The 25447-nt window shown below is 71.0% G+C and carries 25 protein-coding genes; 12 read left to right on the top strand and 13 right to left on the bottom strand.

From position 1 onward, the window contains the following. Positions 1 to 354: 354 nt before the first annotated feature. Complete coding sequence (locus A6R01_RS06490) at positions 355 to 1299, top strand: tyrosine-type recombinase/integrase (protein WP_292604654.1); 945 nt, start codon at positions 355 to 357, stop codon at positions 1297 to 1299. 64 nt (positions 1300 to 1363) lie between these two features. On the opposite strand, the gene A6R01_RS06485 is transcribed toward A6R01_RS06490, so the two are convergent. The 3 genes from A6R01_RS06485 to A6R01_RS06475 are packed head-to-tail and all read right to left on the bottom strand — an operon-like array spanning position 1364 to position 3309. Continuing rightward, complete coding sequence (locus tag A6R01_RS06485; RefSeq protein WP_292604653.1) at positions 1364 to 2716, bottom strand: NAD(P)/FAD-dependent oxidoreductase; 1353 nt, start codon at positions 2714 to 2716, stop codon at positions 1364 to 1366. Then, positions 2713 to 2979, bottom strand: a complete 267-nt coding sequence (locus tag A6R01_RS06480; RefSeq protein WP_292604652.1) for a hypothetical protein — start codon at positions 2977 to 2979, stop codon at positions 2713 to 2715. The genes A6R01_RS06485 and A6R01_RS06480 overlap by 4 nt, the downstream gene beginning before the upstream one ends. A gap of 30 nt (positions 2980 to 3009) precedes the next feature. Next, positions 3010 to 3309, bottom strand: coding sequence for a thioredoxin family protein (locus A6R01_RS06475; protein ID WP_292604651.1), 300 nt, complete (start codon positions 3307 to 3309; stop codon positions 3010 to 3012). A gap of 55 nt (positions 3310 to 3364) precedes the next feature. On the opposite strand from A6R01_RS06475, the gene A6R01_RS06470 reads away from it, so the two are divergent. The 5 genes from A6R01_RS06470 to A6R01_RS06450 all read left to right on the top strand — a co-directional run bounded on the left by A6R01_RS06470 (position 3365) and on the right by A6R01_RS06450 (position 7514). After that, the gene (locus A6R01_RS06470) at positions 3365 to 3766 is read left to right on the top strand and encodes a MerR family DNA-binding transcriptional regulator (RefSeq protein ID WP_292604650.1); all 402 of its coding nucleotides are present in this window, start codon (positions 3365 to 3367) and stop codon (positions 3764 to 3766) included. A 763-nt stretch (positions 3767 to 4529) separates the two neighbouring features. Then, the gene (locus A6R01_RS06465; protein ID WP_292604649.1) at positions 4530 to 5123 is read left to right on the top strand and encodes a hypothetical protein; all 594 of its coding nucleotides are present in this window, start codon (positions 4530 to 4532) and stop codon (positions 5121 to 5123) included. Continuing rightward, positions 5120 to 6016 carry a nucleotidyl transferase AbiEii/AbiGii toxin family protein gene (locus A6R01_RS06460; protein ID WP_292604648.1) on the top strand — a complete coding sequence of 299 codons (897 nt, stop codon included), beginning with the start codon at positions 5120 to 5122 and terminating at the stop codon, positions 6014 to 6016. Before A6R01_RS06465 ends, A6R01_RS06460 begins: the two co-directional genes overlap by 4 nt. A gap of 21 nt (positions 6017 to 6037) precedes the next feature. Further along, entirely contained in the window at positions 6038 to 6640 is a 603-nt protein-coding gene (locus A6R01_RS06455) for a hypothetical protein (protein ID WP_292604647.1), read from the top strand. A 298-nt stretch (positions 6641 to 6938) separates the two neighbouring features. After that, entirely contained in the window at positions 6939 to 7514 is a 576-nt protein-coding gene (locus tag A6R01_RS06450) for a nucleoside deaminase (protein WP_292604646.1), read from the top strand. A 9-nt stretch (positions 7515 to 7523) separates the two neighbouring features. Here A6R01_RS06450 and A6R01_RS06445 read toward each other — a convergent pair whose 3' ends face one another. Both A6R01_RS06445 and A6R01_RS06440 read right to left on the bottom strand, forming a co-directional pair. Further along, positions 7524 to 8564, bottom strand: a complete 1041-nt coding sequence (locus tag A6R01_RS06445; RefSeq protein WP_292604645.1) for a helix-turn-helix domain-containing protein — start codon at positions 8562 to 8564, stop codon at positions 7524 to 7526. 26 nt (positions 8565 to 8590) lie between these two features. Then, positions 8591 to 9553 (bottom strand): alpha/beta hydrolase fold domain-containing protein, encoded by a 963-nt coding sequence (locus A6R01_RS06440; protein WP_292604644.1) that lies wholly within the window; start codon positions 9551 to 9553, stop codon positions 8591 to 8593. 136 nt (positions 9554 to 9689) lie between these two features. Here A6R01_RS06440 and A6R01_RS06435 point away from each other — a divergent pair, with 136 nt between their 5' ends. Further along, positions 9690 to 10862 carry a serine hydrolase gene (locus tag A6R01_RS06435; protein WP_292604643.1) on the top strand — a complete coding sequence of 391 codons (1173 nt, stop codon included), beginning with the start codon at positions 9690 to 9692 and terminating at the stop codon, positions 10860 to 10862. A 56-nt stretch (positions 10863 to 10918) separates the two neighbouring features. Here A6R01_RS06435 and A6R01_RS06430 read toward each other — a convergent pair whose 3' ends face one another. The 4 genes from A6R01_RS06430 to A6R01_RS06415 form a co-directional block, all read right to left on the bottom strand. Then, positions 10919 to 11707 (bottom strand): hypothetical protein, encoded by a 789-nt coding sequence (locus A6R01_RS06430; protein WP_292604642.1) that lies wholly within the window; start codon positions 11705 to 11707, stop codon positions 10919 to 10921. Between the two features lie 156 nt (positions 11708 to 11863). Continuing rightward, the gene (locus A6R01_RS06425; protein WP_292604641.1) at positions 11864 to 13789 is read right to left on the bottom strand and encodes a fatty acid desaturase; all 1926 of its coding nucleotides are present in this window, start codon (positions 13787 to 13789) and stop codon (positions 11864 to 11866) included. A 156-nt stretch (positions 13790 to 13945) separates the two neighbouring features. Continuing rightward, positions 13946 to 14791 (bottom strand): NAD(P)H-binding protein, encoded by an 846-nt coding sequence (locus A6R01_RS06420; RefSeq protein ID WP_292604640.1) that lies wholly within the window; start codon positions 14789 to 14791, stop codon positions 13946 to 13948. Positions 14792 to 14841: 50 nt separating this feature from the next. Then, on the bottom strand, positions 14842 to 15879 hold the full coding sequence (locus A6R01_RS06415; RefSeq protein WP_292604639.1) for a zinc-dependent alcohol dehydrogenase family protein: 1038 nt from the start codon (positions 15877 to 15879) through the stop codon (positions 14842 to 14844). A 118-nt stretch (positions 15880 to 15997) separates the two neighbouring features. On the opposite strand from A6R01_RS06415, the gene A6R01_RS06410 reads away from it, so the two are divergent. The 5 genes from A6R01_RS06410 (at position 15998) to A6R01_RS06390 (ending at position 20757) form a co-directional block, all read left to right on the top strand. Then, positions 15998 to 17536, top strand: a complete 1539-nt coding sequence (locus A6R01_RS06410; RefSeq protein ID WP_292604638.1) for a SulP family inorganic anion transporter — start codon at positions 15998 to 16000, stop codon at positions 17534 to 17536. A gap of 66 nt (positions 17537 to 17602) precedes the next feature. Beyond that, complete coding sequence (locus tag A6R01_RS06405; RefSeq protein ID WP_292604637.1) at positions 17603 to 18619, top strand: metal ABC transporter substrate-binding protein; 1017 nt, start codon at positions 17603 to 17605, stop codon at positions 18617 to 18619. Positions 18620 to 18686: 67 nt separating this feature from the next. Continuing rightward, positions 18687 to 19457 carry a metal ABC transporter ATP-binding protein gene (locus A6R01_RS06400; protein ID WP_292604636.1) on the top strand — a complete coding sequence of 257 codons (771 nt, stop codon included), beginning with the start codon at positions 18687 to 18689 and terminating at the stop codon, positions 19455 to 19457. Then, positions 19454 to 20311 carry a metal ABC transporter permease gene (locus A6R01_RS06395; RefSeq protein WP_292604635.1) on the top strand — a complete coding sequence of 286 codons (858 nt, stop codon included), beginning with the start codon at positions 19454 to 19456 and terminating at the stop codon, positions 20309 to 20311. Before A6R01_RS06400 ends, A6R01_RS06395 begins: the two co-directional genes overlap by 4 nt. An 11-nt stretch (positions 20312 to 20322) precedes the next feature. After that, a complete protein-coding gene (locus A6R01_RS06390; protein WP_292604634.1) occupies positions 20323 to 20757 on the top strand; it encodes a Fur family transcriptional regulator in 435 nt (144 codons plus the stop codon). A gap of 7 nt (positions 20758 to 20764) precedes the next feature. On the opposite strand, the gene A6R01_RS06385 is transcribed toward A6R01_RS06390, so the two are convergent. The 4 genes from A6R01_RS06385 to A6R01_RS06370 all read right to left on the bottom strand — a co-directional run bounded on the left by A6R01_RS06385 (position 20765) and on the right by A6R01_RS06370 (position 25390). Then, on the bottom strand, positions 20765 to 21976 hold the full coding sequence (locus A6R01_RS06385) for a HAMP domain-containing sensor histidine kinase (RefSeq protein ID WP_292604633.1): 1212 nt from the start codon (positions 21974 to 21976) through the stop codon (positions 20765 to 20767). Then, positions 21961 to 22776 (bottom strand): response regulator transcription factor, encoded by an 816-nt coding sequence (locus A6R01_RS06380; RefSeq protein ID WP_292604632.1) that lies wholly within the window; start codon positions 22774 to 22776, stop codon positions 21961 to 21963. The genes A6R01_RS06385 and A6R01_RS06380 overlap by 16 nt, the downstream gene beginning before the upstream one ends. Before the next feature lie 16 nt (positions 22777 to 22792). Then, positions 22793 to 24634, bottom strand: a complete 1842-nt coding sequence (locus A6R01_RS06375) for an Ig-like domain-containing protein (protein WP_292604631.1) — start codon at positions 24632 to 24634, stop codon at positions 22793 to 22795. A 141-nt stretch (positions 24635 to 24775) separates the two neighbouring features. Continuing rightward, positions 24776 to 25390 (bottom strand): signal peptidase I, encoded by a 615-nt coding sequence (locus A6R01_RS06370; RefSeq protein ID WP_292604630.1) that lies wholly within the window; start codon positions 25388 to 25390, stop codon positions 24776 to 24778. Positions 25391 to 25447 lie beyond the last annotated feature (57 nt).

Raw genomic sequence — 25447 nt, 5'->3', positions numbered from 1 at the left:
CAACCTCAACACCGGCTCTTCGGATCGGCCACTCCGGGGCCCGTCACGCCCCAGCCTAGAACGCCCCTGCCAGCCGTGTCTTGACACAGAGGGGAGCCAAGTGAGGTCAAAGGATCCAGCGGCGGAACGCACACGCGCTGGGGGTCCAGAGGTCGCAGGTTCAAATCCTGCCCCCGCTACGAATTTCAGGCTCGGAATCTACGGATTCCGAGCCTGAAAGCATTTAGAGACTTGATCGAGTGTCCACTTAGTGACGGGTTTCCAGGACAGCAGGCTCAGCCGCGACCCCGGGTGACTCACACGACGACGCCCCCGACACCGGGGGCAGACAGCGCATGGCTATGCGGGTCCGACATGACCCATCTGACAACCATGACCGCCAGCCGCGCCCTCGACAGGATCGCCGACTGGCAGACCGCCCTACGCGCCGAGAACAAGAGCCCCGGCACGATCTGTCTTTACGCCGACGGTGCCACCCGGTACCTGCGCTGGTGCGCCGACGGCAACCTTCTGCCGATGAGCCGCGCCGTGCTCAACTCCTGGATCGCCGGGTTACTTGACGGCGGATCGTCGCCTGGCACCGCCCGCATCCGCCAACTCGCCGTACGCCGCTTCGCATCCTGGCTCACAGCCGGCGGCGAGATCCACGCCGACCCGTTTCCCGGCGTCAAGGCACCCCGATACGAACCGCCGCTGGTCGAGCCACTCACCGATGGCGAGCTCCGTGCACTCCTCGCCACCTGCGCCGTTCACGACGACCGTGCCGGTAAAGGGGCTCGGCCCGAGGACACACTCAACGACCGCCGCGACGAGGCCATCATCCGGATCATGTTCGAGACCGCCATCCGCTCCGGTGAGCTCGTCGACCTGCAACTCGACGACCTCGACCTCATCGGTCGGCTCGCCACCATCCGGCGCGGCAAGGGCGGGCGGGGGAGAGTGATCCCGATCGGCCAGGCCACCGCCCAAGCGCTCTTGGTCTACCTCGCCCACCGCGAGCAGCATCCGCTCGCTGCGAGTCCCGACCTATGGCTCGGCAACCGCGGTCAGAAGTTTGGCCGCGAAGGCCTCAGCCGTGCCCTGCGCCGCCGCGCCAAGCGTGCCGGAGTCCAGGGCTTCAGGCCGCACCGGCTACGCCACACCGCCGCCCATCGCTGGCTGGCCGCCGGCGGCTCCGAATCCGGCCTCATGGCCATCGCCGGCTGGACGCGCTCCGACATGCTCGTCCGTTACACCCGCGCCGGCGCCTCCGAGCGCGCCGCCGACGAAGCCCGTCGGCTCAACCTGGGAGACCTCTGACCCGGGTCGTGCCGATCGCTCAGTCCGCCGTCGCCCAGCGAGCGGAGGACGCCCGGCACGAGTCCTACAACATGGAGCCCAGGTCGGACCCTACGGTGGGGTAGGCGGCTGTCGCCGATTTCAGCTGGCGGGTGGTGAGGCCGACCTTGATGGCCAGGCCCAGAGTGTTGATCAGCTCGCCGTACTCATGTCCTAGCAGGTGGGCTCCGACGATCTGGTCGGTCGACTGGTCGATGAGGATCTTCGCCGCCCCGGTGGTTGCCCCGATCCGGTAGTTGGAGTACCAGCCGCTGGTGTCGGAGTAACGGACGGCGAGGTCGATGCCCTCCTCGCGCGCTTCGGACTCCAGCACGCCGACTCGGGTGAGCTCGGGGATGGTGAAGACCGCCGTTGGCACACCGGCGTAGTCCGGGGTCGTGGTGGCGCCCTTGATCATGTTGGACGCAGCGACCTTCGCCTCCGAAACCGCGACCGGTGTGAGCGGCATCCCGGCGGTGTCGGCGGAGTCGCCGGCGGCCCAGACGGCCGGGTTGGTCGTGCTCTGGAGGTGGTCGGCGACGTGGATGCCGTGCTCTCCCCAGCCGACCCCGGCGGCGTCGAGGCCAAGGTCTGCCAGGTCCGCGACTCGGCCGGCGCCGTGGACGACGAGGTCGGTCTCGATGGTCTCCTGGGCGCCGCCGTGCTCCAGTGTGACCTGGTAGCCGGTATCGGACTGATGCAGGTTCACGATGCTTGTGCGTCGGCGTAGGTCGATGCCGACTTCGCGGCCGTGGTCGACCAAAAGCTCGACGAGGTCGGGGTCGAAGCCCTTCAACGGACGCTCGCCCCGGTCGATGATGATTGCCGCGCTGCCGGCGCGCACGGCGATGTGGGCGAACTCAAAAGAGATGAAGCCGCCCCCGACGAACAGGATCCGAGAAGGCACCTCCTCGAGATCCAGGAAGTCGGTGCTGTCGATCAGGTGCTCGTGGCCGGGAAACTCCAGGGGACGTGGTCGCGCGCCGGTGGCGACCAGGAAGCGGTCGGCGTCGTAGGCGGTGCCGCCGATCTCGAGCTGGCGAGCCCCGGTGAACTTCGCCCGGCCGTGCAGGGTGGTGACGCCGCTGCGGCTCAGGCCCTCCTCCATGCTCTGGGGGACCGGGTCGGTGAAGCCGTGCTTGTGCTTCATCAAGTCCGCCCAGTTGATCGACAACCCGTCGCTGTCGATGCCCTTGCCGCTCAGCAACCGGGCACTGTCGATGATCTCGGCGCCGCGACGCAGGATCTTCTTCGGGTCGCATCCCCGCAACGCGCACGTGCCGCCGTAGGGGAGTGAGTCGACGATGGCCACTTCCCATCCTTGGGCTGCGCACTTGTTCGCGGCGGCGACCCCGGCCATGCCGGCGCCGATCACGATCAGGTCGAAGTGCTGGTTCATGCGGTGTTCTCCTTGACTGTCAGGTCGGTGGAGTTGTCAGCGTTCTGTACGGGTGAGGTGTCCGCCTGCGCGGTCGGTCTCGGGTGATGGGTCGGACGATCGCGTCCCCGGCCTCGGACCCACCGTGCCCATCCGGCAGCGGCGAGCGCGAGCCCTAGCCCGATCAGCGCCCAGCTCTGCAGGGACCAGCCAGCGATGGCGCCGGCGATCCCCAGCGACAACAGGACCGGCAGGCCGCAACAGAGACCGATGGCGCCGGCCATTGCCGCGATGGGGCCGATGTAGTGATGCGGTCACGCATCGGCCAGGACCGCCCGCAGTTGCTCGAGGGTCGGTGCGCCTTGGAATCCGTCCGGCGTGCGGTAGCGGCGGCAGGTCAGGCCGACCTCGGAGTCCGGCTCGGCGAAGACGTCCACGCCGTTGACCTGGATGCTCGGTGAGCCGTGGAAGCTGGTGCGCTCGGCCTCCGCCGGAGTCTCGACGAGGTGGCGGGTCAAGCGGATGTCGCCGCGCTCCGACGCAACGACGCGGAGTCGTTCGTCCGCGATCTTCCAGTTCGGGCAGTCCTCGAAGTAGAGCAGCGTGATGTCCATGGCCGTCACGCTAAACCTTGATCCATGGTGCAAGGTCAAGGCGTAGAATGAGAGCATGCGCATCGGAGAGGCTGCCGAGGCGGCGGGCGTAGCGGCACAGACCATCCGCTTCTACGAGCGGCGTGGCCTGCTTCCCCAGCCACCGCGGGGTCCCAACGGATACCGCGACTACGACGCCTCGGTCCTCGCCCAACTCGCGTTCATCCGCAGCGGACAGTCAGCTGGGCTCACCCTGGTCGAGCTGGCCAGCATCCTCGACCAGCGCCGCGAGGGCGCCGTCCCATGCGCCCACGTCCACTCCCTGCTCATGACCAAGCTGAACGACATCAGGACCCGGCAAGAGGAACTCGCCGCCCTGGAAAGGGACCTCGAAGGCCTCATCAGCCGCAGTCACCGCCTCGATCCAGCGGACTGCACCGACTCGAAGATCTGTCACATCATCGCCCCAGACACGTGATGCGGGGTCGACGTTCGTCCGGCCGCCAGCTCGCCGGTTCCCACGACATCGTCGGCAACCCCGCATCCAACTGGGAACCGACCGTCGCTTGCGTTCCAGCGGCCTATCCAGTTGAGTCCTGGTCGCGCTTCCACTGCGCCGTCGCCTCGCTCTGGTGGTGCACTCCAAAGAGCCTGGCCGGGAACCACCACTTGACCGCGCGACCAACCGCCGTACGGCGGCACCAGCAGGCGGCGTCGCAGCCACACTCGCCGTTGCGGGGATTATGCACGCGCTGGATCAAGCTCCGGCTCACAGTGCTGAGTCTAGGTCGCCGCAGAGTGGGGCGAAGGGCTCCCCAGGCACGCACCAACGGACATGCGGGGGATTGGACCTGTGGCCATTTACTGTCCACATTGGGTCCGTTCCGCTCCGCACCAAACCGGTATCCTGAGACCGGAAGCGAGGGGGAATCCCTCACCACACCACGTGAATCGGTAGCTTCCGGCCCGAAACCGTAGTCCTCGCGATGCCCCTGATGGCGTCCAGAGGTCGCAGGTTCAAATCCTGCCCCCGCTACCAGTCACAGAAGGCCCGGACCATCAGGTCCGGGCCTTCTGTCATTTCGGATGCGACTGTCGCCGTTCGGCGTGAGCTGCTGGTCCCCGGTGATCCCGGTCGGAAGCCGATCGACGACCGGCCACACGGGTCACGCCTCGCACGGAGACACCATGTAGGAAAACCTGTACACTAGAGGCAGATCTGTTGAGGATTTCCTACGGAGGTGAGCAGGGTGACGTCTACCGCTTCAGTGCTGCTCGCCATGCTCCCGGACACCTTTCGATACTCCGATGCACGCGAACGGCTCAACGAGCGCCAGTTCCGCTCGCTGATCGAAAGCGGCCAGATCACCGCGATCTCGCGAGGCCTGTATCGCAAGGCTGACTCAATCGGCGACGACGACCTGCTGGAGATCGCCGCGAAGGCCCCCATGGCGACGATCTGCCTGAGGTCAGCGCTGTCCAGGCACGGACTGATCGATGACATCCCGGCCGAGTTCGACATCGCGATCCCGCGGGGGAGGTGGATGCCGGGGACGAACGTGCCCGTCAGGTGGCGCCACTTCGACAAGGCGACGTTCGAGCTCGGTCGCGACCAGTTGGCACTCGATGACCATCACTCGATCGGCATCTACTCGGCCGAGCGCAGCATCATCGACGCCTTCCGCCTCCGGCATCTCGTGGGCGAGGATCTCGCCAACGATGCCCTCAAGCGATGGCTTCGCCAGGGCGGGCAGCCGTCTGAGGTGCTCCGGCTGTCGAGGTCGTTCCCGCGGGCTGCGAGCGCCATGCGCAAGACCCTGGAAATCCTGTTGTGAGCCGAATATCTCGGGGAACGCCTGAGGCTGACGCCTATCTTGATCTGAGGAATCGTGCGCAGCGCGAGAAGCGCCCGACCCAGGAGCTGCTGCAGCTCTACGTCCTGGAGGCGTTCCTGAGCCGGCTGGCCGCGACTGACCTTCGGGATCGGTTCGTGCTCAAGGGCGGCGTACTACTGGCCGCCTTCGACGAGCGCCGGCCGACGCGGGACGTGGACCTCGCTGGGCTCGACCTGGCGAACGATGCCGAGACCGTGCTCGAGCTCGTCCGCTCGATCGTCGAGGCGTCGTCGCCGTTGGAGGACGGCGTCGTGTTCCTTCCCGAGGCGGCCAAGTCGGAGGTGATTCGGGAGGAGGACGCGTACTCCGGCATTCGCGTCAGCATGGGCGCCCGCCTGGCGTCGGCAAGCCTGCCGTTCCACGTCGACATCAATGTCGGCGACCCCATCTGGCCGGCGCCGAGCACGGTCGAGGTTCCGCGCCTGCGCGGCGGCGAACCGATCCTGTTGCCGGGCTATCCGATCCACATGGTGCACGCCGAGAAGATCGTGACCGCGATCCAGCGGGGCGTCGCCAACACTCGGTGGCGCGACTTCGGAGACATCTGGACGCTCTCGCGGCGGCACTCCGTGTCGGCCTCGGACCTTCGGATGGCGATCGATGCCGTCGCGGCTCACCGTGGTGCGGACTTGTCGCCGCTGGCTGAAGTCCTCGACGGGTACGCCGACCTCGGTCAGGCGCGTTGGATTGCCTGGCGCCGGCGCAGCAACTCCGATCACCTACCTGAGTCACTCGCCGGAGTCCTCGAGGGCGTCTTCGCCTTCGCAGATCCTGTGGTGGGCTCCGGCGAGACGATCCGCAATTGGGATCCACAGGCAGGCCACTGGCGTTAGTAGAGGGAACGAACGATGAGCATGTCACTTGAGCAGATCATGGAGTTCGCCCGCCAGCAGTGGGGAGAGGGGCTCGAGCCATCGCAGGGCAACATCCATGAGGCCGCAGTCGGGCTGGTCAGCAACTGGTATCGCAACACGAATGCGGTGGAGACCCTGGCACACGCCGAAGGGCCCTGGTCGGACGAGGACATGCTGCGCAAGAACGCATGGGCAACCGAGCTGGCGCGACTGGCGATCACTGCCGTTGCAGAGCGTGTCGACGATCTCGCTGCGGTCCAGGCTCTTCTCGAGAGCCTGCTGGACGACCTCAGAGCCATGCTGCCGACCGACGAGTCGAAGTCCGACCTTCGGTCCGAGAAGCAAGGGGCTCCTGCCCTCGCGACTGATTGGATCGCCACCAATGGCCTCGGCAACTGGCTGGCGTTTCTCACGAAAGGGCCTCTGTATCCGTCCTCCTGGTGGGGCACGCCCCGGTATCCCGAGATCGTCGACCAGTACTGCGCTCATGACCCCGGCCCTCCCGAGCCTGAGTCCTTCCGGGAACGGATGCTCTCCGAGCCGTGGCAACTCTCTGACGAGCAGGCGGCGTTCGTGTGCCGCCACCGGTACGACGTTCGGTGAACGGCATTCCTCGTGGTGTCCGACGGAGCGCACCATCGATCGACCATGTTGAGCCCGAGGCAACTGGCAGCGTCCAGTTCGGTGCGGCGTCATGGGGCAGTCGCAAGACACCGTTTGCCCACGTCAACCAGGACCTCCGCTGCTGACCACGATCGATGGAAGCTGACGGAAATCGGACTCGATCCAACCCGAGATCGCAGGTTCAAGTCCAGTCCCCGCTACCACCGACTCCAGGGGCGGACCATCGGCACGGGCCTTGTGTCATCCCCACGACACCTTGCGCCCTTAACCTGACCGAGTGACCACGCTGGACGAGCGGCTGCTCGACGTGATCGAGCACGACGTCGTACCTCTCACGCGTGCCGGCGTGGCGCTGGGCAACAAGCTGTTCGGGGCGGCGATCCTGCTGCGCGAGGACCTGTCGGTGGTCGTGACGGCCACCAACAACGAGGTCGAGAACCCGCTGTGGCACGGGGAGATCCATGCGATCAAGCTCTTCCACGAGCTCGAGGGGATCCCGGACCCGGCCGACTGCGTCTTCCTCGCCACTCACGAGCCGTGCTCGCTGTGCCTCTCGGGCATCGCGTGGGGCGGCTTCCCCGAGGTGCACTACCTGTTCAGCCACCAGGACTCCGCGGACTCCTTCGCGATCCCGCACGACCTGCGCATCCTGAAGGCCGTGTACGCCGTCCCCGACCCGGACCGGTCCGAGCCTGCGCCCGGGCGGGATCTCTACAACCGCAGCAACGACTTCTTCACCAGCCGACCGATCGCGGCCGACCCGGAGCGGCTCACTCGGCTGCAGGCGACGTACGCCGAGCTGTCGGCGACCTACCAGGCCGGCAAGGGCGGTGCCGGCATCCCGCACGCGTGAGCGCCGGCGTCAGCTCGACGGTGGCGGGAGCTCCAGCACGGTGGAGTGCCGCAACCGGTGGCTGAGGAACGCGATGCCCAGGCGGGCGCGACCCAGCCCGTCGAGCGGGTCGAAGCCGAGCGTGGAGGACACGACGTCGACGCGCGACTGCAGCGTCGAGTGGTGCACGCCGGCGTGCCGTGCAGCCTCGCGGATCGACTGCGTCGCCACGAGCGCGGCGACTGTCGGCAGCCCCCACGGGTGCGCCGCGACCTCGGCCATCCGCTCGACGTCCGGCTGATGGCTGTCCTCGGGCGTGTCCGCGAGCATCGTCAGCAGTCCGCCGTACGCGTGCGCGTCGACCAGCGGTTCGTCCGGCGGCGAGCACAGTCGCAGCGCGACCACGGCGACGCGGAACGACTCGTGCAGCCGGTCGACGGGCGTCACGGTGCCCAACCCGCACGGGCTTGCGACGACCGTGTCGTGGTCGGCCGGCAGCACCACCACGTGCAGCGGGCCGTGGCGGGTGGGGATGACGTCCTCCGGCCCGCCGGGGTGCTGCTGCCACTGGGCGAAGAGCGGGGCGGCGGCGATGCGGTACTCGCCCTGCACGGTCAGCCCGAGGGCCTCGGCCGCGGCCACCCGTTCCTCGGCGGAGGACTGGCGATCGAGCATGATCGCCGCGTGACGCCGGATGTCGTCGCGGCGCACCAGCCCGTGCCGCGCACGCACCGCGAGGGACAGTCGCTCGAGGGTGATGCCGTCGTTGGCCGCGGGCTCGCCGTCGCGCTCCAGCCAGACCTCCAACCCGTCGGCGGTGGTGAGGCGAAGGGCGGCGGGTACCTCCGGAGCAGGACCGTCCAGCAGGTCCCCCTTGGGACCGACGCGCACGCAGGCCGCCTCGGAGATCCGTCGGAAGCCGGCCGGGCAGCCTGCGAGGGACGCGGCGGCGGCCAGCAGCCCACGGGTGTTGACGTGACCCACCACGAGCTCGTCGAAGCAGGCGATCACGCGCAGCCCCAGGCTGGCGCTCGGGTCGAGCCGGGCGATGCGCCCCAACAGCTCCTGCACCTCACCACCTCCTCGTGGCGTCGCGGTCAGTCGGCAAGGATCTTCTCCACCCAGGAGTTCCGCACGTGGATCATCCGTCGCCCCACCGCGGTGTGCGGCGCGAAGAGGTCGCAGCCGTGGAAGGCGCCGGCGAACACATGCAGCTCCGCGTCCCCGCCGGCGCGCCAGATCCGGTCGGCGTAGGCCATCGCCTCGTCGCGGAAGATCTCCGCGGCACCGACGTCGATGAAGGCCGGCGGGAGACCGGTGAGGTCCTCGGCGCGTGACGGAGCGGCGTACGGCGACACCCCGGTGCCTCCGCGAGCGGGCCCCAGCAGGGCGTCCCAGCCGGTCTCGTTGCTGACCCGGTCCCACACCCCGACGCCGTCGAACTGGTGGGTGGAGTGGGTCAGCCCGCGGTCGTCGAGCATCGGGTAGTCGAGCACCTGCCCGCACAACCTCGGCCCGCTACGGTCCCGGGCCTGCAGCGCGACGCCGGCGGCCAGTCCGCCGCCCGCGCTGGCCCCGGCCACCAGCAGACGGTCGAGGCGGATCTGCAGGTCGGTGTGGTGCGAGGCGACCCACTCCAGGGCGGCGTAGACGTCCTCGCGCGGGTAGGGGTCGGGGTGCTCGGGCGCCAAGCGGTACTCCACCGTCACCAGCACGACGCCGAGCACGTCGACCCAGTCCAGGACCAGGTCGATCCCGCTGAACCGGTCGCCGAACATCATCCCGCCGGAGTGGGCGTAGACGACCCCGGGGCGCGGGCCGGACAGGCCGACGGGGCGCAGGACGCTCACGACGATCTCGTCCCCGAGGTGTCCGGGGACCGGCAGGTCGAGCCGCTCGATGCGGCGCTGCGCGAGCAGGTCGTCGATGGGTGCGGAGGCGTAGGAGGTGCGCATGAAGTCGAGCAGCGCAGGCGTGATCGTCGGCGGGAACATGCCGCCGACCACCGCCAGACCGGCCTTGAGCTCGGCGTCGAACTCCGGCCGAGGAGCTGCTGTCACGGAGGAACCGTAGCCGACCGCCATGTGTCGGGCATCACATCCGGATCTGCGCTGCCGTGGCGGTACCGCGCGAGCGCGGCACCCACGACGGTGAGGACACCCGCCGGACGGTCCGGGCGGGCGGAGGAGGAGAACGATGACCAAGTCGATCGACGCGGGCGGCATCGACGCCGTCCTGACGCGCGGTGTCGAGTCCGGTGCGGTGCCGCACGTGGCCGCGATCGTGGCGGACGCCGATGGTGTGCTCTACGAGGGTGGAGCCGGCGTACGCATCAACGGGGAGTCCGACGACCCGGTCGGTGCCTCGACCCAGTTCCGCATCATGTCGATGACCAAGATGGTCGCCACCACCGCCGCGCTGCAGCAACGCGAGCGCGGTCAGCTTGACTTCGACGCCCCCGTCTCGGAGTACTGCCCCGAGTTCGCGGACGTGAAGGTCCTCGAGGGGTGGGACGGCGACACCCCCATCCTGGTCGATCCGCGGACCCCCGCCACCGTGCGCCACCTCGTCACCCACACCAGCGGCCTGGGCTACTGGTTCTGGAACGACGACCTCGTGAAGTACGAGTCCGCCACCGGCATCCCCAACGTGGTGCCCGGGTCGGTCGAGGCGTTCAAGGCGCCGATGACCTCGCACCCCGGTGAGCGGTTCGAGTACGGCATCAACACCGACTGGCTCGGCAAGGTCGTGGAGTCCGTCGCCGGGACGACCCTCGACGTGGTGATCCGCGACAACATCACCACGCCGCTGGGCATGAGCGACACGATGTTCGCCCTCGACGAGGCCCGCCGGGACAACGTCGTCATGGTCCACGTGCAGGGCGAGGACGGCGCCTGGGGCTCGGCCGGCGGCATCCTCAACGACTCCCCGGACTGGTGGGCCGGGGGGCACGGTCTCTACTCCACGCCGCGCGACTACATCCGCTTCCAGCAGGCGCTGCTGCGCGGCGGCGAGCTCGACGGCGTGCGCATCCTCGAGCAGTCGACGGTCGACGAGGCCTTCTCCCACCAGCTCGGCGACCTGACGTTCCCGGCCGAGATCCCGACCGCGGACCCGCCGATCACCGACACGCTGCGCGTCGGTCCGGGTTGGACCTGGGGCTACGGGCTGCTCATCAACAACGAGGACGTCCCCGGCGGCCGCCGAGCCGGCACCGGTGCGTGGGCTGGGCTGTTCAACACGCACTTCTTCATCGACCGGACCACGGGTGTCTGCGCCTCGATCTACACCAACTCGCTGCCGTTCATCGCGCCCGGTGCCTGGGGCCTGTACGGCGAGTTCGAGCGGGCGGTGTACGCCGGGCTCTGAGTGGGCCGCCCTCGGAGGGTGGGCTCTGGCTCCGCGCCCACCCTCCGATGCGTGCCTCAGGCGCCGCCGCAGCCGTTGTAGTAGCTCTCCGTGGGGGTGAACTTCGTCTGGCTCTTGCGCTTCCATCCGCCGTTGAAGGAGCTGACCTGCTTGCTCTCGGTGATGGAGTAACCGAAGTTCTTGCCGTTCAGCATCGCCGATCGCTTCCAGGTCACCGTGAACTTCCCGTTCTCCTTGGACTCGACCTCGCGGTAGGGGCAGCCCTTCCACAGTCCGATGACCTCAACCGCCCTGCCGGGCGCCACCCAGGCATAGCCGTCCTCTGTCGCCGACCAGAGGAGGACCTGAGAGCTGATGCGGAACTTCTTGCCCTTCTTCTTGGCCCGCTGAGGCTCGATCACCGGGATCTGGAGCGGCGTGATGAGACGGGTGGCCTCAGTGGTGTCGAGGACCTTGCGCCCGCCATCGAACTCAGCCGATGTGACGGTCAGACGGATCTCCTCGCCCGCGCCGTACCCCAGGTCCATCAGTGCGCTCGCCGCCTTGCACTCCAGGCGGACGTTCAGAGACTTCTCGCCCCCGTAGGTCGAGGCATAGACATCGTCGGTCGAGACGGTGCCTCGCGGCTCCACGCCTTCGTCCGCGTCCGCCACCTCGAAGACGACCTCCCAGCCGTCTGCGTACTCCGTGTCCGCGAAGGCCTTGCCCGTGCCCGGCAGCACCATCGAGATGCTCGCGTAGGTGTCTTTGCCGCATCCCCGGCTCGTGGATCCGAGGTTGTAGTCGTACTCGATAGTGATGCCGGTGATCGCACCGTCGTCGGCTGCGTGGGCCGGGCTGGCCATCAACGGGACGAGAGTGCTGGTCAGGGTGGTCAGGGCGAGAGCGGCTGTGGCTCGTGAGAGGTAGCGAGTCATGTCCGAGAAGGTAAAGACCGGCGCAGGAATCGGTGGGCCTTCGGCTCAGTCCGAACAAGTCCGAACAGCGCGCACGTCGGGGGCCTACGCGTCGTAGCTGACGCGCAGCTCCTCGCTCACCGGGTGCGCCTGGCAGGTGAGCACGTAGCCGGCGGCGCGCTCGTCGTCGTCGAGGGCGTGGTCCTGGTCCATGACGGCGCGGCCGAGCAGCACCTTGGCGCGGCAGGTGCCGCAGGCGCCGCCGGCGCAGGAGTACGGCGCGTCGACGCCCTCGCGGAGCGCGGCGTCGAGGACGGTGTCGCCGCTGGAGCGCAGCGCGAACGAGGTCTCCTGGCCGGCGAGGGTGACGGTCACCCGGCTCTCGACGTCGAGCGCGAGGTCGGCGTGCGCCTGCTCGGTGTGGAACACCTCGGTCAGCACCTGCCCGCCACGCGCGGGGAGCGCTGCCGAGAGGTCCTCGACCAGCTGCTCGGGGCCGCAGAGGAACCAGCGGTCGACGTCACCGGACACCAGCTCGTCGAGCAGCGTGGCGTCGATGCGCCCGGCCCGAGCGGTCCGCGCGGCGGCACCGAGCTCGCGCGACAGCACGTGGTGGACGACCAGCCGGCCGGCGTACCGCTCGACGAGCGCGTCGATCTCGGCGCGCAGCATCGTGGAGGCGGTGGTGCGGTTGCCGTAGACCAGCGTGGCCGTCGAGCGCGGCTCGGCCTCGAGGGTCTCGGCGAGGATCGCGAGCACCGGGGGGATGCCGGAGCCGGCGGCGACGCCGACGTAGCGACGCGCGTCCGCGGGCTCGGCGTCGTGGCCGAAGCGTCCGGCGGGCGTCATCACGTCGAGGATGTCGTCGGCGCGCAGTCGCCCGTGGACGTAGCCGGAGAAGACGCCGCCCTCGATCCGCTTCACCGCGACCCGCAGCGTGCCCGCGGGTGAGGGGAGCAGGGAGTAAGAGCGGCGCAGGTCCTCGCCGTCGACCACGGCGCGCAGCGTGACGTGCTGCCCCGCCCGGTGCTCGTACGCCGCCGCCAAGTCGGCCGGGACCGTGAACGTCACCACCGTCGACTCGGCCGTGTCCGCCTCGACCGAGGCCACGCGCAGCGGGTGGAACCGGGGGACCGGCCGCCCGTCGCCGCCCGGCTCGGCCGCGGGGGAGGTGGTCGTGAGGTCGTCGGTCAGCCGCCGCCAGGTGCGGTACTCCGACGGGGTCAGCGACCGCCCGAAGACCGTCGAGATCGCGGCGTTGCGGTCGAGGTAGGCCTGCTCGTTGCGACGCCAGGCGCGCAGGTAGCGGTAGAACGGCACGCTCGGGTGCAGGTGATGCACCAGGTGGTAGTTCTGGTAGACGAACAGCGGCGTCATCCAGCCCTCGCCGCCCACGCGGATGCGCGTCGCGCGGTACTTGTCCTGCCGGCCGGTGAACGGCAGCCCGTGGTGCGGCAGGTAGTCGAACCACCACGCCAGCACGCCCAGGCCGAGCCGCTGCGGGATGAGGAACGCGACCGCCAGCGTGGCGCCGTGCCCGGCCGCGACCAGCCAGCCGAAGGCGCCGAGGACCGCCACGAACATCAGCGACGTCGCGACGACCTCGCCGCGGGGCCGCTGGGGGATGCGGCGCAGGTAGAAGACGACGTACCAGAGGTCGATCGTCATCCAGCGGAACGGCAGCTGCCACCACGGGCCCTCGCTGGTCCACGCGTCGGGGTCGACCGACTTCTCCTCGTTGGTGTTGCGGTGGTGCTCGATGTGGATGAAGCCGATCATGCCGAAGGTGCCGTACGGCGCCACGAACGGCACCGACAGGTGGCCCATCAGGTTGTTCAGCCGGTCGCTGGTGCTCACCGCGTGGTGCGTCGCCTCGTGCAGGACGCTGAACATCAGGAACGTGACCGCCGTGCCCATCGGCACCGTGACCCAGGGCGACCACCCCGCGGCCAGCACGCCGTACAGCTCGACCGCGAAGAGCGCCAGCGTGCCGACGTACAACGCGAGCGTCGGCCAGGCGACCGGCGGCACCCGCTCGCCGGGGTCGGGCAGCCCGGAGACGGGCAGCGGCTGCGCGGCGGCGGGGGAGAGGGGCGGTCGACATGGGGCTCCAGATCGTCGAGGGTCACGCCATGGTTGACAAATAGGCTCGATCTGTCAAGCACCCGTCCGGTGCAGCCGGTGGTGTCAGCGGCGGAGCAGGGCGGCGTACCCCTCGCGATAGGTGGGGTACGCCGGGGTCCAGCCGCTCGCGCGCAGCCGGGCGTTCGAGATGCGCTTGCCGTGGGGTGCGACCTGGGCAGCGTCGGCGGCGGGCGGCGGGTCCTCGCCGAGGAGGCGGGCGATCTCGCGAGCCACGTCCCCCAGCAGGGCCGGCTCGTCGTCGTTGCCGAGGTAGACCGGGTCCGGTGCCTCGGCCCGGGTGAGCAGGTGCACGACGGCCGCGGCCGCGTCGTCACGGTGGATCCGGTTGGTCCAGCGCCCGGGGTCGGGGTCCGTCCCCTCGCGCACCCGGTCGACCAGGCGGGTGCTGTCCCCGGCGTACAGGCCCGAGCAGCGCAGCACGGTGCCGCGGGGAAGTCGCTCGTGGAACAGCTGCTCGGCCTCCAGCAGCACCGCCGCGGGGCCGTCGGCCGGCGCCGGAGGCGTGTCCTCGGTGACCGGCGACCCGTCCTCCGGCTCGCCGTGCACCCCGGTGGAGGACACCAGGACCGCTCGCTCGGGCACCTGGCCAGCGGCGGCGACGGCGTCCAGGGCGCGGCGCATCCCGTCGACGTACGTCGCGCGGTAGGCGTCCTCGGTCCGCGGCCGCGCGGTGAGCGCCACGACCAGGTACCGCAGGGAGAGTGCGGGCAGGGCGGGCACGTCGGTGGCGAGGTCCACCGAGAGCCCGGTCAGCGGCGACGGCACCTTCGCGGCGTCGCGGCGCAGGGCCAGCACACGGTGGCCGCGCTCGGCCAACCTCAGCCCGATGCGGGACCCGAGGTCCCCGCAGCCGACCATCAGTACGTCGTGGGTCGCGTCCTCGGTCATGGTGGCGAGCCTAGGCCCGGTGGGGTCAACGGTGGGGTCAGCGGTTCGGGTCAGCGGGACGGGTCGATGATGGTCATCCCCGCGAGCGTCGCGGTGTCGAAGCGGGGCAGCAGGTCGGCGGCCTCCTCGAGCCCGATCGTGCGCTCGACCAGGTCCTGGGGCCGCAGCGAGCCGTCGGCGACGAGCGCGAGCATCCCGGGGTAGTCGACCGCCGCCATCCCGTGGCTGCCGAGCAGGTCGAGCTCCCACGCGATGGCACGCTCCATCGGCACCCGCGGGTGCCCGGAGATGGAGGGCAGCAGGCCGACCTGCACGTGCCGGCCGCGACGGCGCAGGCCCAGCACCGCGTCCGAGGCCGTCTGCTCGCTGCCCACGGCGTCGACGCTCAGGTGGCTGCCGCCGCCGGTCAGCTCAGCGATGGTGGCGGGGACGTCGCGACCGTCGGCGAGCACCACGTGCTCGGCGCCCACGGCACTCGCCGCCTCCAGGGCCCCGGGGTTGCGGTCCACGGCCACCACGCGGGCGCCGAGGGCCTTCGCGATCATCACGCTGCTCAGCCCGACCCCACCGGCACCGATGACGGTGACCCACTCCTGCGGCTGCACGCGGGCGCGCGCGACCAGGGCGCGGTAGGCCGTCGCGAAGCGGCAGCCCAGGGAGGCCGCGGTGGCCATGTCGACCCCGTCCGGCACCGCCACGAGGTTCGTGTCGGCCGCGTGCAGCGCGACCTGCTCGGCGAAGGAGCCCCAGTGCGTGAAGCCCGGCTGCTCCTGGTCCGGGCAGACCTGCGCGTCCCCGGCGGCGCACCACGAGCACCGCCCGCAGCCGCACACGAACGGCACCGTGACCCGGTCCCCGGCCGCCCAGCGGCGTACGCCGGAGCCGACCGCGACCACCTCGCCCGCCAGCTCGTGGCCGGGCACGTGCGGGAAGGCGATGTCGTCGTGGCCGGCCCACGCGTGCCAGTCGCTATGGCACAACCCGGTGGCGAGGACCCGGACCACCACCCCTCCGGGCGGCGCCTCGGGGGCGGGCACGTCCCGGACCTCGGGCTGGGCGCGGACGTCGTCGACCACCATCGCTCGCATCCGCACAGTCTCCTCGCACAGGTCAGGGTTCGCCGGGACGGGTGCGACCTTCGTACCCTGGGCGCAGAGGCCCGGATGCCCTGATCCGGGCCTTCGGCACGTCTGGACGGAGAACGTGGTGAGCGTCACCCCCACCGAGAACACCCCGGGGCACACCCCTGAGCCCTCGCAGCAGCACCTGCACCCCACGGAGCACACCGTGCGGGCGGCGCTGCGCTCGCCGCGGCTGCTGCGCACCGAGGTCCTCGCCGGCCTCGTCGTCGCGCTGGCGCTGATCCCCGAGGCGATCTCGTTCTCGATCATCGCCGGGGTCGACCCGCAGGTCGGGCTCTTCGCGTCCTTCACCATGGCGGTGGCGATCTCGTTCCTGGGCGGTCGCCCGGCGATGATCTCGGCCGCGACCGGCGCCATCGCGCTGGTCATCGCGCCGGTGATGCGCGACTACGGCTACGACTACCTCATCGCCACCGTGCTGCTCGGCGGCGTCCTGCAGCTGCTGCTCTCGCTGGTGGGCGTCGCCCGGCTGATGCGGTTCATCCCGCGCTCGGTGATGGTCGGCTTCGTCAACGCCCTGGCGATCCTCATCTTCGGTGCCCAGCTCGAGCACCTCGTCGACGTCCCGTGGGCGGTCTACCCGCTGGTGGCCGTCGGCATCGCGGTCATCGTCGGGTTCCCCCGGGTCAACTCCGTCATCCCGGCCCCGCTGGTCGCGATCGTGGCGCTCACCGCCTTCACCCTCGTCGCCGCCGTGGCCGTGCCCGAGGTCGGCGACCAGGGCGAGCTGCCCGACAGCCTGCCCGCGTGGTTCGTCCCCGACGTGCCGTTCTCGGTGGCGACGCTGGAGATCATCGCGCCGTACGCGCTGGCGATGGCCCTCGTCGGCATCCTGGAGTCGCTGCTGACCGCGAAGCTCGTCGACGACATCACCGACACCCACTCCGACAAGACCCGCGAGGCGATGGGCCAGGGCGCCGCCAACGTCATCACCGGCTTCTTCGGCGGGATGGGCGGCTGCGCGATGATCGGCCAGACGATGATCAACGTGAAGGTCTCCGGCGCGCGCACCCGGATCTCGACCTTCCTGGCCGGTGTCTTCCTGCTCGTCCTGGTCGTCGGCTTCGGCGACGTCGTCGCGCTCATCCCGATGGCCGCGCTGGTCGCGGTCATGATCATGGTCTCGGTCGCCACCTTCGACTGGCACTCCATCCAGCCCAGCACCCTGCGCCGGATGCCCAAGTCCGAGACCACCGTGATGGTGTCGACCGTCGTGGTCACCGTGCTGACCCACAACCTCGCGATCGGCGTCGGGGTCGGCGTGCTCGTGGCGATGACCCTCTTCGCCCGTCGGGTCGCCCACATGACCGACACCCACCGCGAGCTCGTCGAGGACGAGCACGGGGTCAAGGCGGTCTACCGCGTGACCGGCGAGCTGTTCTTCGCCTCCAGCAACGACCTCTACACCCAGTTCGAGTACGCCGAGGACCCCGACCGCGTCGTCGTGGACCTGTCGGACTCCCACATCTGGGACGCCTCCACCGTCGCGGCGCTCGACGCGATCGTCACCAAGTACGAGCGGCGCGGCATCGCGGTCGAGATCACCGGGCTCAACGAGGCCAGCGCCGAGCGGCACGCCCGGCTGACGGGGGAGCTGCCGTAGCCCGGCGCCCGCGCCTTTTTGCAACCTCTTCGCAGAAGCAAGTTGGTCTCGTCTAGGGTTCGGGGCATGAGCCCCTCCCGGACCCCCCGTGCCCTCCGTGCCGCCCTCGCGGCCGCTGCCGTCCTCGCCCTGTCCCTCACCGCCTGTGGCACCGACTCGGACGTGGCCGAGGACGGCGAGCTGAGCATCGTCACGACCGTCGCGCCGATCACCTCGATCACCGCGGCCGTGGCCGGCGACCGCGCCACGATCGAGGGCCTGGTGCCGGAGGGCACCAACTCCCACACCTTCGAGCCGCCGCCGAGCGCCTCCGCGCTGCTGGAGCGGGCCGACCTGGTGCTGGTCAACGGGCTGCGGCTCGAGGAGCCGACGGTGGAGCTGGCCGAGGCCACGATGAGCGAGGACGGGCGGCTGGTCGAGCTCGGCACCGAGGTGCTCCCGGAGTCGGACTACCTCTACGACTTCTCCTTCCCCGAGGAGGACGGCAAGCCCAACCCCCACCTGTGGACCGACCCGACCTGGGCGATCCGCTACGCCGAGCTGGTTCACGAGAACCTCGTGGACCTCGACCCCGAGGGCGAGGCGACGTACGACGCCAACCTGGCCTCCTTCGAGGAGCAGGCCACCGAGCTCTCCGACGCGCTGCGCGCCGACCAGGAGTCGGTGCCCGCCGACGAGCGGGTGCTGCTGACCTACCACGACGCCTACGCCTACTTCGCCGAGACCTACGACTGGCAGGTGATCGGCGCCATCCAGCCCGAGGACTTCGCCGAGCCGACGCCGAAGGAGGTTGCGCGGCTCATCGACCAGGTCCGTGAGCAGGAGGTGCCGACGATCTTCGGCTCGGAGGTCTTCCCCTCCGACGCGCTGGAGGAGATCGGCCGCGCCACCGGTGCGCGCTACGAGGACACGCTGCGTGATGACGACCTGCCCGGTGCTCCCGGCGACCCCGAGCACTCGTGGCTGGGCCTGATGCGTTCCAACTACGTCACCATGCTCACCGGTCTCGGCGGCAGCGCCCCGACCCTCGAGGCGCTCGACGTCACCCCGGCGGTCCCGGACGAGGCGACCTACCCCCAGTGAGCCCCGGTGAGCCAGTGAGCCCCGGTGAGTCTGTGACCCCCGTGAGCCGTGCTGTTGGATGGGCACCGTGAACGAGCCCCTGGTCCGCCTCGACTCCGTCGAGCTGTCGTACGACGGTGCGCCGGTGCTCGCGGGGGTCGACCTGACCCTGCGGGCCGGTGACTTCGTCGGCGTGGTCGGTCCGTCCGGGGCCGGCAAGACCACCCTGCTGCGCCTGGCGCTCGGCACGCTGTGCCCGACCGCGGGGCGGATCGAGCGGGCCCGCGGGCTGCGGGTGGGCTACGTCCCGCAGCTGGAGACGGTCAGCTGGTCCTTCCCGGTGACGGTGGCCGAGTGCGTGCTGATGGTCCGCAGCGACCGGTGGCTGCCGTGGGCCACCCGCGCCGAGCGGCGGGCGGTCACCGAGGTGCTGGACCGGCTGGGCATCGCCCACCTCGCCGACCGGCACATCCGTGAGCTCTCGGGGGGCCAGCAGCAGCGGATGTTCCTGGCCCGCGCGCTGCTGCGCGACCCGCAGCTGCTGCTCCTCGACGAGCCCACCAGCGGCGTCGACGTCGCCACGCGGCACGAGATGCTGCACCTGCTCGGGCACCTGCACGACGACGGGATGACCATCCTGCTGACCACCCACGACCTCAACGGCGTTGCGGCGCACGTGCCGGACCTGGTCGCGATGAACGGCACCGTGCTGCGTCGGGGCGCCCCGGCCGACGTGATGACCCCGACCGTCCTCGAGCAGACCTTCGGGGCGCCGATGGACGTGCTGGAGCACCTCGGCATGCCGGTGGTGCTCGACCGCAAGCGCCACCCCCGCCGGCCGGTGGTGGAGGCCCCGTGATCGAGACCGTGATCGAGACCCTGCTGGAGCCCTTCGGCTACGCCTTCTTCGTCAAGGGCGTCGTCGTGGCGACCCTGGCCGGCGCGCTGTGCGGGCTGGTCGGCGTCTACGTCGTGCTGCGCGGCATGAGCTACATCGGCCACGGGCTCTCGCACGCGATCTTCGGCGGCTTCGCCGCGAGCAGCGTGATCGGCCTCAACTACGTCCTCGGCGCGGGCATCTGGGGCTTCGCCTCGGCGCTGGCGATCAACCGGGTCTCGCGGGCGCACCGGATCGGCGCGGACGCCGCGATCGGCGTCATCACCACCGCCTCCTTCGCCCTGGGTGTCGCGCTGCTGACCGTCTTCGGCAACCGCGGACCGAGCTTCGACGCGGCTCTCTTCGGCAGCATCATCGGCATCTCGACCGCCGACGTGTGGACGCTCGTGGCCGTCAGCGCGCTGACCGTCGCCGTGGTGCTGACCCGCTACCGGGCGCTGCTCTTCGCCACCTTCGACCCCGAGGTCGCCGACGTCAGCGGCGTGCGCGTCGCGCGCACCGACGCCCTGCTCATGCTGGTGCTGTCCCTGGCCATCCTCGCCACGCTGTCGATCATCGGCGTGACCCTGGTGGCGGCCACCCTGGTGATCCCGGCGGTCGTCGCGCGGATGCTCACGCACCGGTTCGCCACGATGCTGTGCCTCTCCAGCGCGATCGGCGCGCTGTGCGGCCTGGTCGGCATGAACCTCAGCTACCACCTCGACGTGCCCTCGGGCACCACCATCGTGCTGACCGGGGCGACGGTGTTCGCGCTGGTGCTGATGGCGACCGGTGGTCGCGGCCTGCAGCGCGCTCCGCGGGCGGCGGTCCTGTGAGCGGGGACGCCGTGGACGCCGTCGAGGCGGTGCTGGCGACACTGCGCGAGCGCGGGCACCGGATCACCATGCCGCGCCGTGCGGTCATCGACGCGCTGTCGCGGGCCGAGGGCCACCCCACGGTCGAGCAGATCACCGCCGACATCGCCGAGCGCTGGCCGGGCATCCACCTCACCACCGTCTACCGCACCCTCGAGACCCTCGCCGAGGTCGGCGTCGTCACCCACGTCCACCTCGCGTCGGGCACCGCCTACCACCTCGCCGACACCGCGGGCGGGATGCCGGCGCACGTGCACGCGCAGTGCCGCACCTGCCACCGGGTCATCGACCTGCCCGACGACGTCCTCGACGACGTACGCCGCCGGCTCGACGCCTCCGCCGGCTTCCGCCTCGACCCGCACCACGTGGCGCTGTCCGGGCTCTGCCGCGACTGCGCCGACGACTGAGGGCTGGTCAGCGGCGGGGGAGCACCACGCTCAGCCCGTCCTCGGCGACGACCGAGCCGCCGATCCGGCCACCCACGGTCTCGGCGACCGCCCGGGCCCGCCGCAGGGCACGCTCGGCCTCGGGCGTCGGGTCGTGGACCGACGATGCGAGGACCTGCACCGTCACCCGGACGTGCCGCTCCTCGCCGTCGAGCGCCAGGCGCACCGCACGTCCGCGGTGGGCCAGCACGGCGGCCAGCACCTCGTCGAGAAGCTGCTCCAGCGGCCCCGGGGTGACGACCAGGGAGCCGTCGCCGAGCAGCTCGGCCTCGATCTCGACGTCGGCCACCGACAGGGTGTCGGCCCAGCGCTGCGCCAGTGCGGGCGCCACCAGCGACAGCGGCAGCTGCGCACCGGCGACGACGGGGTGGTTGCGGGTGTCCTCGAGGACCTCGCCGACGGCGCGGTCGAGCCGGTCCACGTGCCGGGCCGCGACCCCCGCGGCCTCCACGAGGTCCGGTGGCGCGTCGTCGCGGTCGGTGAGCTCGTGCAGCGCCAGGCGCAGCCCGGTCAGCGGGGTCCGCAGCTCGTGGGAGGCCCGCAGCGCCAGGGCCCGCTCGCGCTCCAGGGAGCCGCGCAGCTGCTCGGCGCCGCCCTGCAGCGCCGTGCCGATCGCTCGCGCCTCGGAGATGCGGGTGCGGGGGATGCGCAGGTCGGAGCGACCGCGGGCCAGGGCGTTCGCGGCACCGGCGAGCTGCTGGAAGGGGCGCGACAGGCCGGCGGCGACCAGGGCGCCGAGCACCACCGCGAGCACGACCAGGGCCGAGCCGAGGGCCAGCAGCGACGGCAGGGCGGCCGAGACCAGTCGGTCCACCTCCCGCATCGGGGCGGCGACCTCCACCGTCACGGCCTCGACGGTGGCAGAGGCGGTGATCGCGTCGCCGCGGTCCTCCTCGCGCCACTGCGGCCCGGTCGCCACGGTGCTGCCCTGTCCCTCGATGCTCACCGCGACCGAGCGGTCGGGCAGCGCGAACGGCGCCAGCGCCTCCGCGGACGGCGGCGGCTGGTCGGCGGACAGGCCCTGCCCGAGGAGCGTGGCGGTCACCAGCGCCTCGCGCTGCACCTGACGACGGACGTCGTCCTCGGCGAGGTCGGTGATGGTCACCGCGCGGAAGAGGATGAAGGTGGCGACGACGATGACGCCCAGGAGCCCGAAGGCGAGGGTCAGTCGGGAGCGCACGTGTCGTCCTCGAGCCGGAACCCGACGCCGCGGACGGTGACGACCTCGACGTCCGCGCCGGCGTCCTCGAGCTTGGCGCGCAGCCGGCCCATCGTGACGTCGAGGGTCTTGGTGGAGCCGAACCAGTTCTCGTCCCACACGGTGGCCATCAGCGTCTCGCGGGTCACGACCGACCCGCGCTCGGCGTCGAGGAGGGCCAGCACGCCGAACTCCTTGGTGGTCAGGGTCAGCTCCTGCTCGCCGACCCAGACCCGGCGAGCGGCGGTGTTGACGCGCAGGGCGCGGGCGGCGGGGGCCCCGGTGGCTCCGGGGGCGGCGTGTCCGGTCGACGGGCTGCTCGGTGCTGGAGTCGCCGGGGGCGGGGGTGCGTCCGCCTCGTCGGCACCGGTCGGCGCGGGCGTGCCGCCCAGGGTGCGCGCCGCCCGGCGGGCCAGCGCCCGGACGCGGGCCTGCATCTCCGCGATCGGGAACGGCTTGGGCAGGTAGTCGTCGGCCCCGTAGTCCAGCCCCACGACCCGGTCGAGCTCGTCGGAGCGGGCGGTGAGGATCATGATCCCGCCGTCGTACCCCTCCTCGCGGGCCTGGCGGCACACGTCGAGCCCGTCCATGTCGGGCAGGCCGAGGTCGAGCAGCACCACGTGCGGGACCGCGCGGATCGCGTCGAGGGCCTCGGCCCCCGTGGTCACCCAGGTCACGGCGTACCCCTGCCGCTCGAGCATCCGCTTCAGCGTCAGCGCGATGTCCTCGTCGTCCTCGACGATGAGGACGGTCGTGGGGGTCCCGGGAGTGGCGGTGGTCACGGGTGCAGCCTAGGTGTCACAGGTCCCGGTCGCTGGCGCCGGACTCGGTCGCCGGCGTGGTCGAGCAGGCCACTCCACCGGTGTTGCGCACGCTCGCCGAGGGGGTCCACCGCATGGCCCCGGCCGTGGTGCTGGAGCGCAGGTCGGTGGAGGTGCTGGTGCCGAGCGTGACCGTGATGACGGTGAGGGCGACACCCCCTGACGCCGAGGTCTCGGCGGTCATCGTGGCCGGGATCGCGACCGACTTGTTCTTCTTGACGTAGTTCTGGACGAAGACCACCGAGCCCAGCGGGACGCTGAAGCCGGCCCGGTCGCCGCTCGTGGACGGCGAGACCGCCTTGTCGGCGAAGGTGACCGTGAGCGGGGTGCTCTCGCCGGTCCACCCGGCCTTGACGGTCGTGAGGTCCACGACGCCCTGGTAGGTGAGCACGATCGTGTCGCCGGCGCCGGGGACGTTCGCCACGCCTCCGTTGGCCGCCTGGACGTCCAGCGCCTTGAGCGGGTTGTTGTCGACGGTCACGGTGACGACCGGGGAGGTGACGGTCAGGGCGCCGCCATAGGTCATCGTGGCGCGCAGCTCCCAGGTCCCCGAGGCCAGGCTCGCGGTCGCCCAGGTGCAGGAGTACGGCGCGGTGGTGTCGGTGCAGATCGTGGCGTAGCTGCCGCCGGCGAGGCGGGCCTCGATCCGGACGCTGCTCGCCGACGTGCCCAGCGGGGTGGAGTGGTCGGTGGTGATCGTCCGGGTGCCGGTCACCAGGTCGCCGGTCAGCGGCGAGGTGATGGTGATGGTCGCGAGGCCGTTGTTGACCTGGCGTCGCACGACAGCGGCGGTGCTGACGTTGCCGGCCTCGTCGTAGGCGATCGCGCGGAGGTCGTAGCTGGCCAGGTTGGTCAGGCTCGTGGTGTTGAGCGCGCAGCGATAGGGGTCGGTCGAGATCGTGCACAGCGGCGTGTAGGTGGAGGCCGTGGCCAGCTTGTAGGACAGCTCGACACGCTCGACGCCGGAGTCCTCGTCCAGCGGGACGGCGACCACCTGCACGGTGCCGCTCATGGTCCCCGACGGCGAGGTGATGCTCACCGTCGGCGCCAGGTTGTCGACCACGACGTCGAGCTGCTCGGCGCTGACGGTCTGCGCGGACGCGCCGGTGCCGACGGTGCTGACCACGCGCACGTCGTAGAGGTCGGCGAGGGTGCCGGTGGCCCAGGAGCAGGACGGGGTGGTCCCCGCGACGGCGGAGCAGCCGATGATCGTGGTCCAGGTGGTGGCGCCGTCGACCCGGTGCTGGAAGGCGCTGGAGACGCTGCGGTTCCCGGCGCCGGTGATGGTGGCCGACAGCGGGACCGTGCCCCGGACGATGTCGGGGACGGTCGTGAGGGTGACGCTCGCGGGGTTGGCCACGCGCGTGGTGACCTCGGCGGAGGTGGCGCTGAAGCCGGCCACGTCGGTGGCCAGGGCGCGCAGGCGGTGGTCGCCGTCCGCGACGAGCGTGGTGTTCCACGAGCAGGAGTACGGCGCGGTCGTGTCGGTGCAGAGCGTGGTCCAGGAGCCCGAGCCGGCGGGGGCGTGCTCGAGGCGGACGCTCGCCACACCGCTGGCGGAGTCGCTCGCGGTGGCCTGCACGGTGACGGTGCCGGAGACCGTGGCGCCGGGGCTCGTGACGGTGACCGTCGGCGGGTGGTAGTCCGCGGCGGCGCCGACGGTGGCCCAGGTGAAGGAGGAGGAGGTGAAGCTCGCACCGGAGAACCAGCTGGTGCCGGCGGTGACCAGCACGACCAGCAGCACCGTCAGCAGGCGCCGCGAGGGGCGGCCGACGACGCTCGCCCGACGGGCGGCACGGTGCTGGGCACGGGTCTTCACGGGAGCTCGATTCCTGGGGGAGGGACTGATCGGAACTCTGTCGCAGCGCGGGTCACACGGACCCCACACGCAGGTCACGTCCGGGTCATGTCCCGGGCACGGGTCGACACCCGCGGTCCTGCTGGGGGTGGGGTGTGGGGATCAGACGAGGGCGGGGGTGCGGGGCTCGGCGCTCGTCGCGGGAGTGGCGGCGACGGCGGGCTCGACGGGCCGCTCCGGGCGCAGCGCGCGGCCCAGCTCGACCAGGCTCCACAGCGCGATGAGGGCGGCCGGCAGGCCGATGAGCGCCATCCGGGTGCCGCGGTCGGCCAGCGCCATGAAGACGTAGCCGGCGTACGGCACGTGGGCGACGACCCGCGGCTGGGTCGCGGCGGTGAGCTGGAAGGTCCACGGGTCGACGGCCGGGTTGGCGTCGCCCTGGGTGCGGAGGTCCTCGCCGTCGATCGAGACGATGCGGTGGGTGACGAGGGTGGTGATGCCGGACTCGGCGGGCGGGACGTAGGTGATCACGTCGCCGACCTCGAGCTCGGAGACGGGGACGACCTCGGAGAGCACGACCGACCCGAGGTCGTAGGTGCCCTCCATGGAGCCGCCCATGATCACGTAGCGCTGCAGCCCCATCAGGCTGGGCAGCAGGAACGCGAGCGCCACGAGCATCGTGAGCGTGAGCCCCAGGTTGACCAGGAAGCCGCGGGCGCGGGCCGAGCGGGAGCGGTCCCGGTGGCTCGGTGCCGCGGTGGTGGCGAGGATCGTCATGGCTGGTCTCCGGGGGTCAGGCGAGCGTCGTGCGCGGTCTGGTGGGGGACGGGCAGG

It is taken from the genome of Nocardioides sp. REDSEA-S30_B4, from assembly GCF_001627265.1.
GTDB lineage: Bacteria > Actinomycetota > Actinomycetes > Propionibacteriales > Nocardioidaceae > Nocardioides.
The sequence above is the reverse complement of the archived record's forward strand: the minus strand, read 5'-3'. Positions and strand labels throughout refer to the sequence as shown.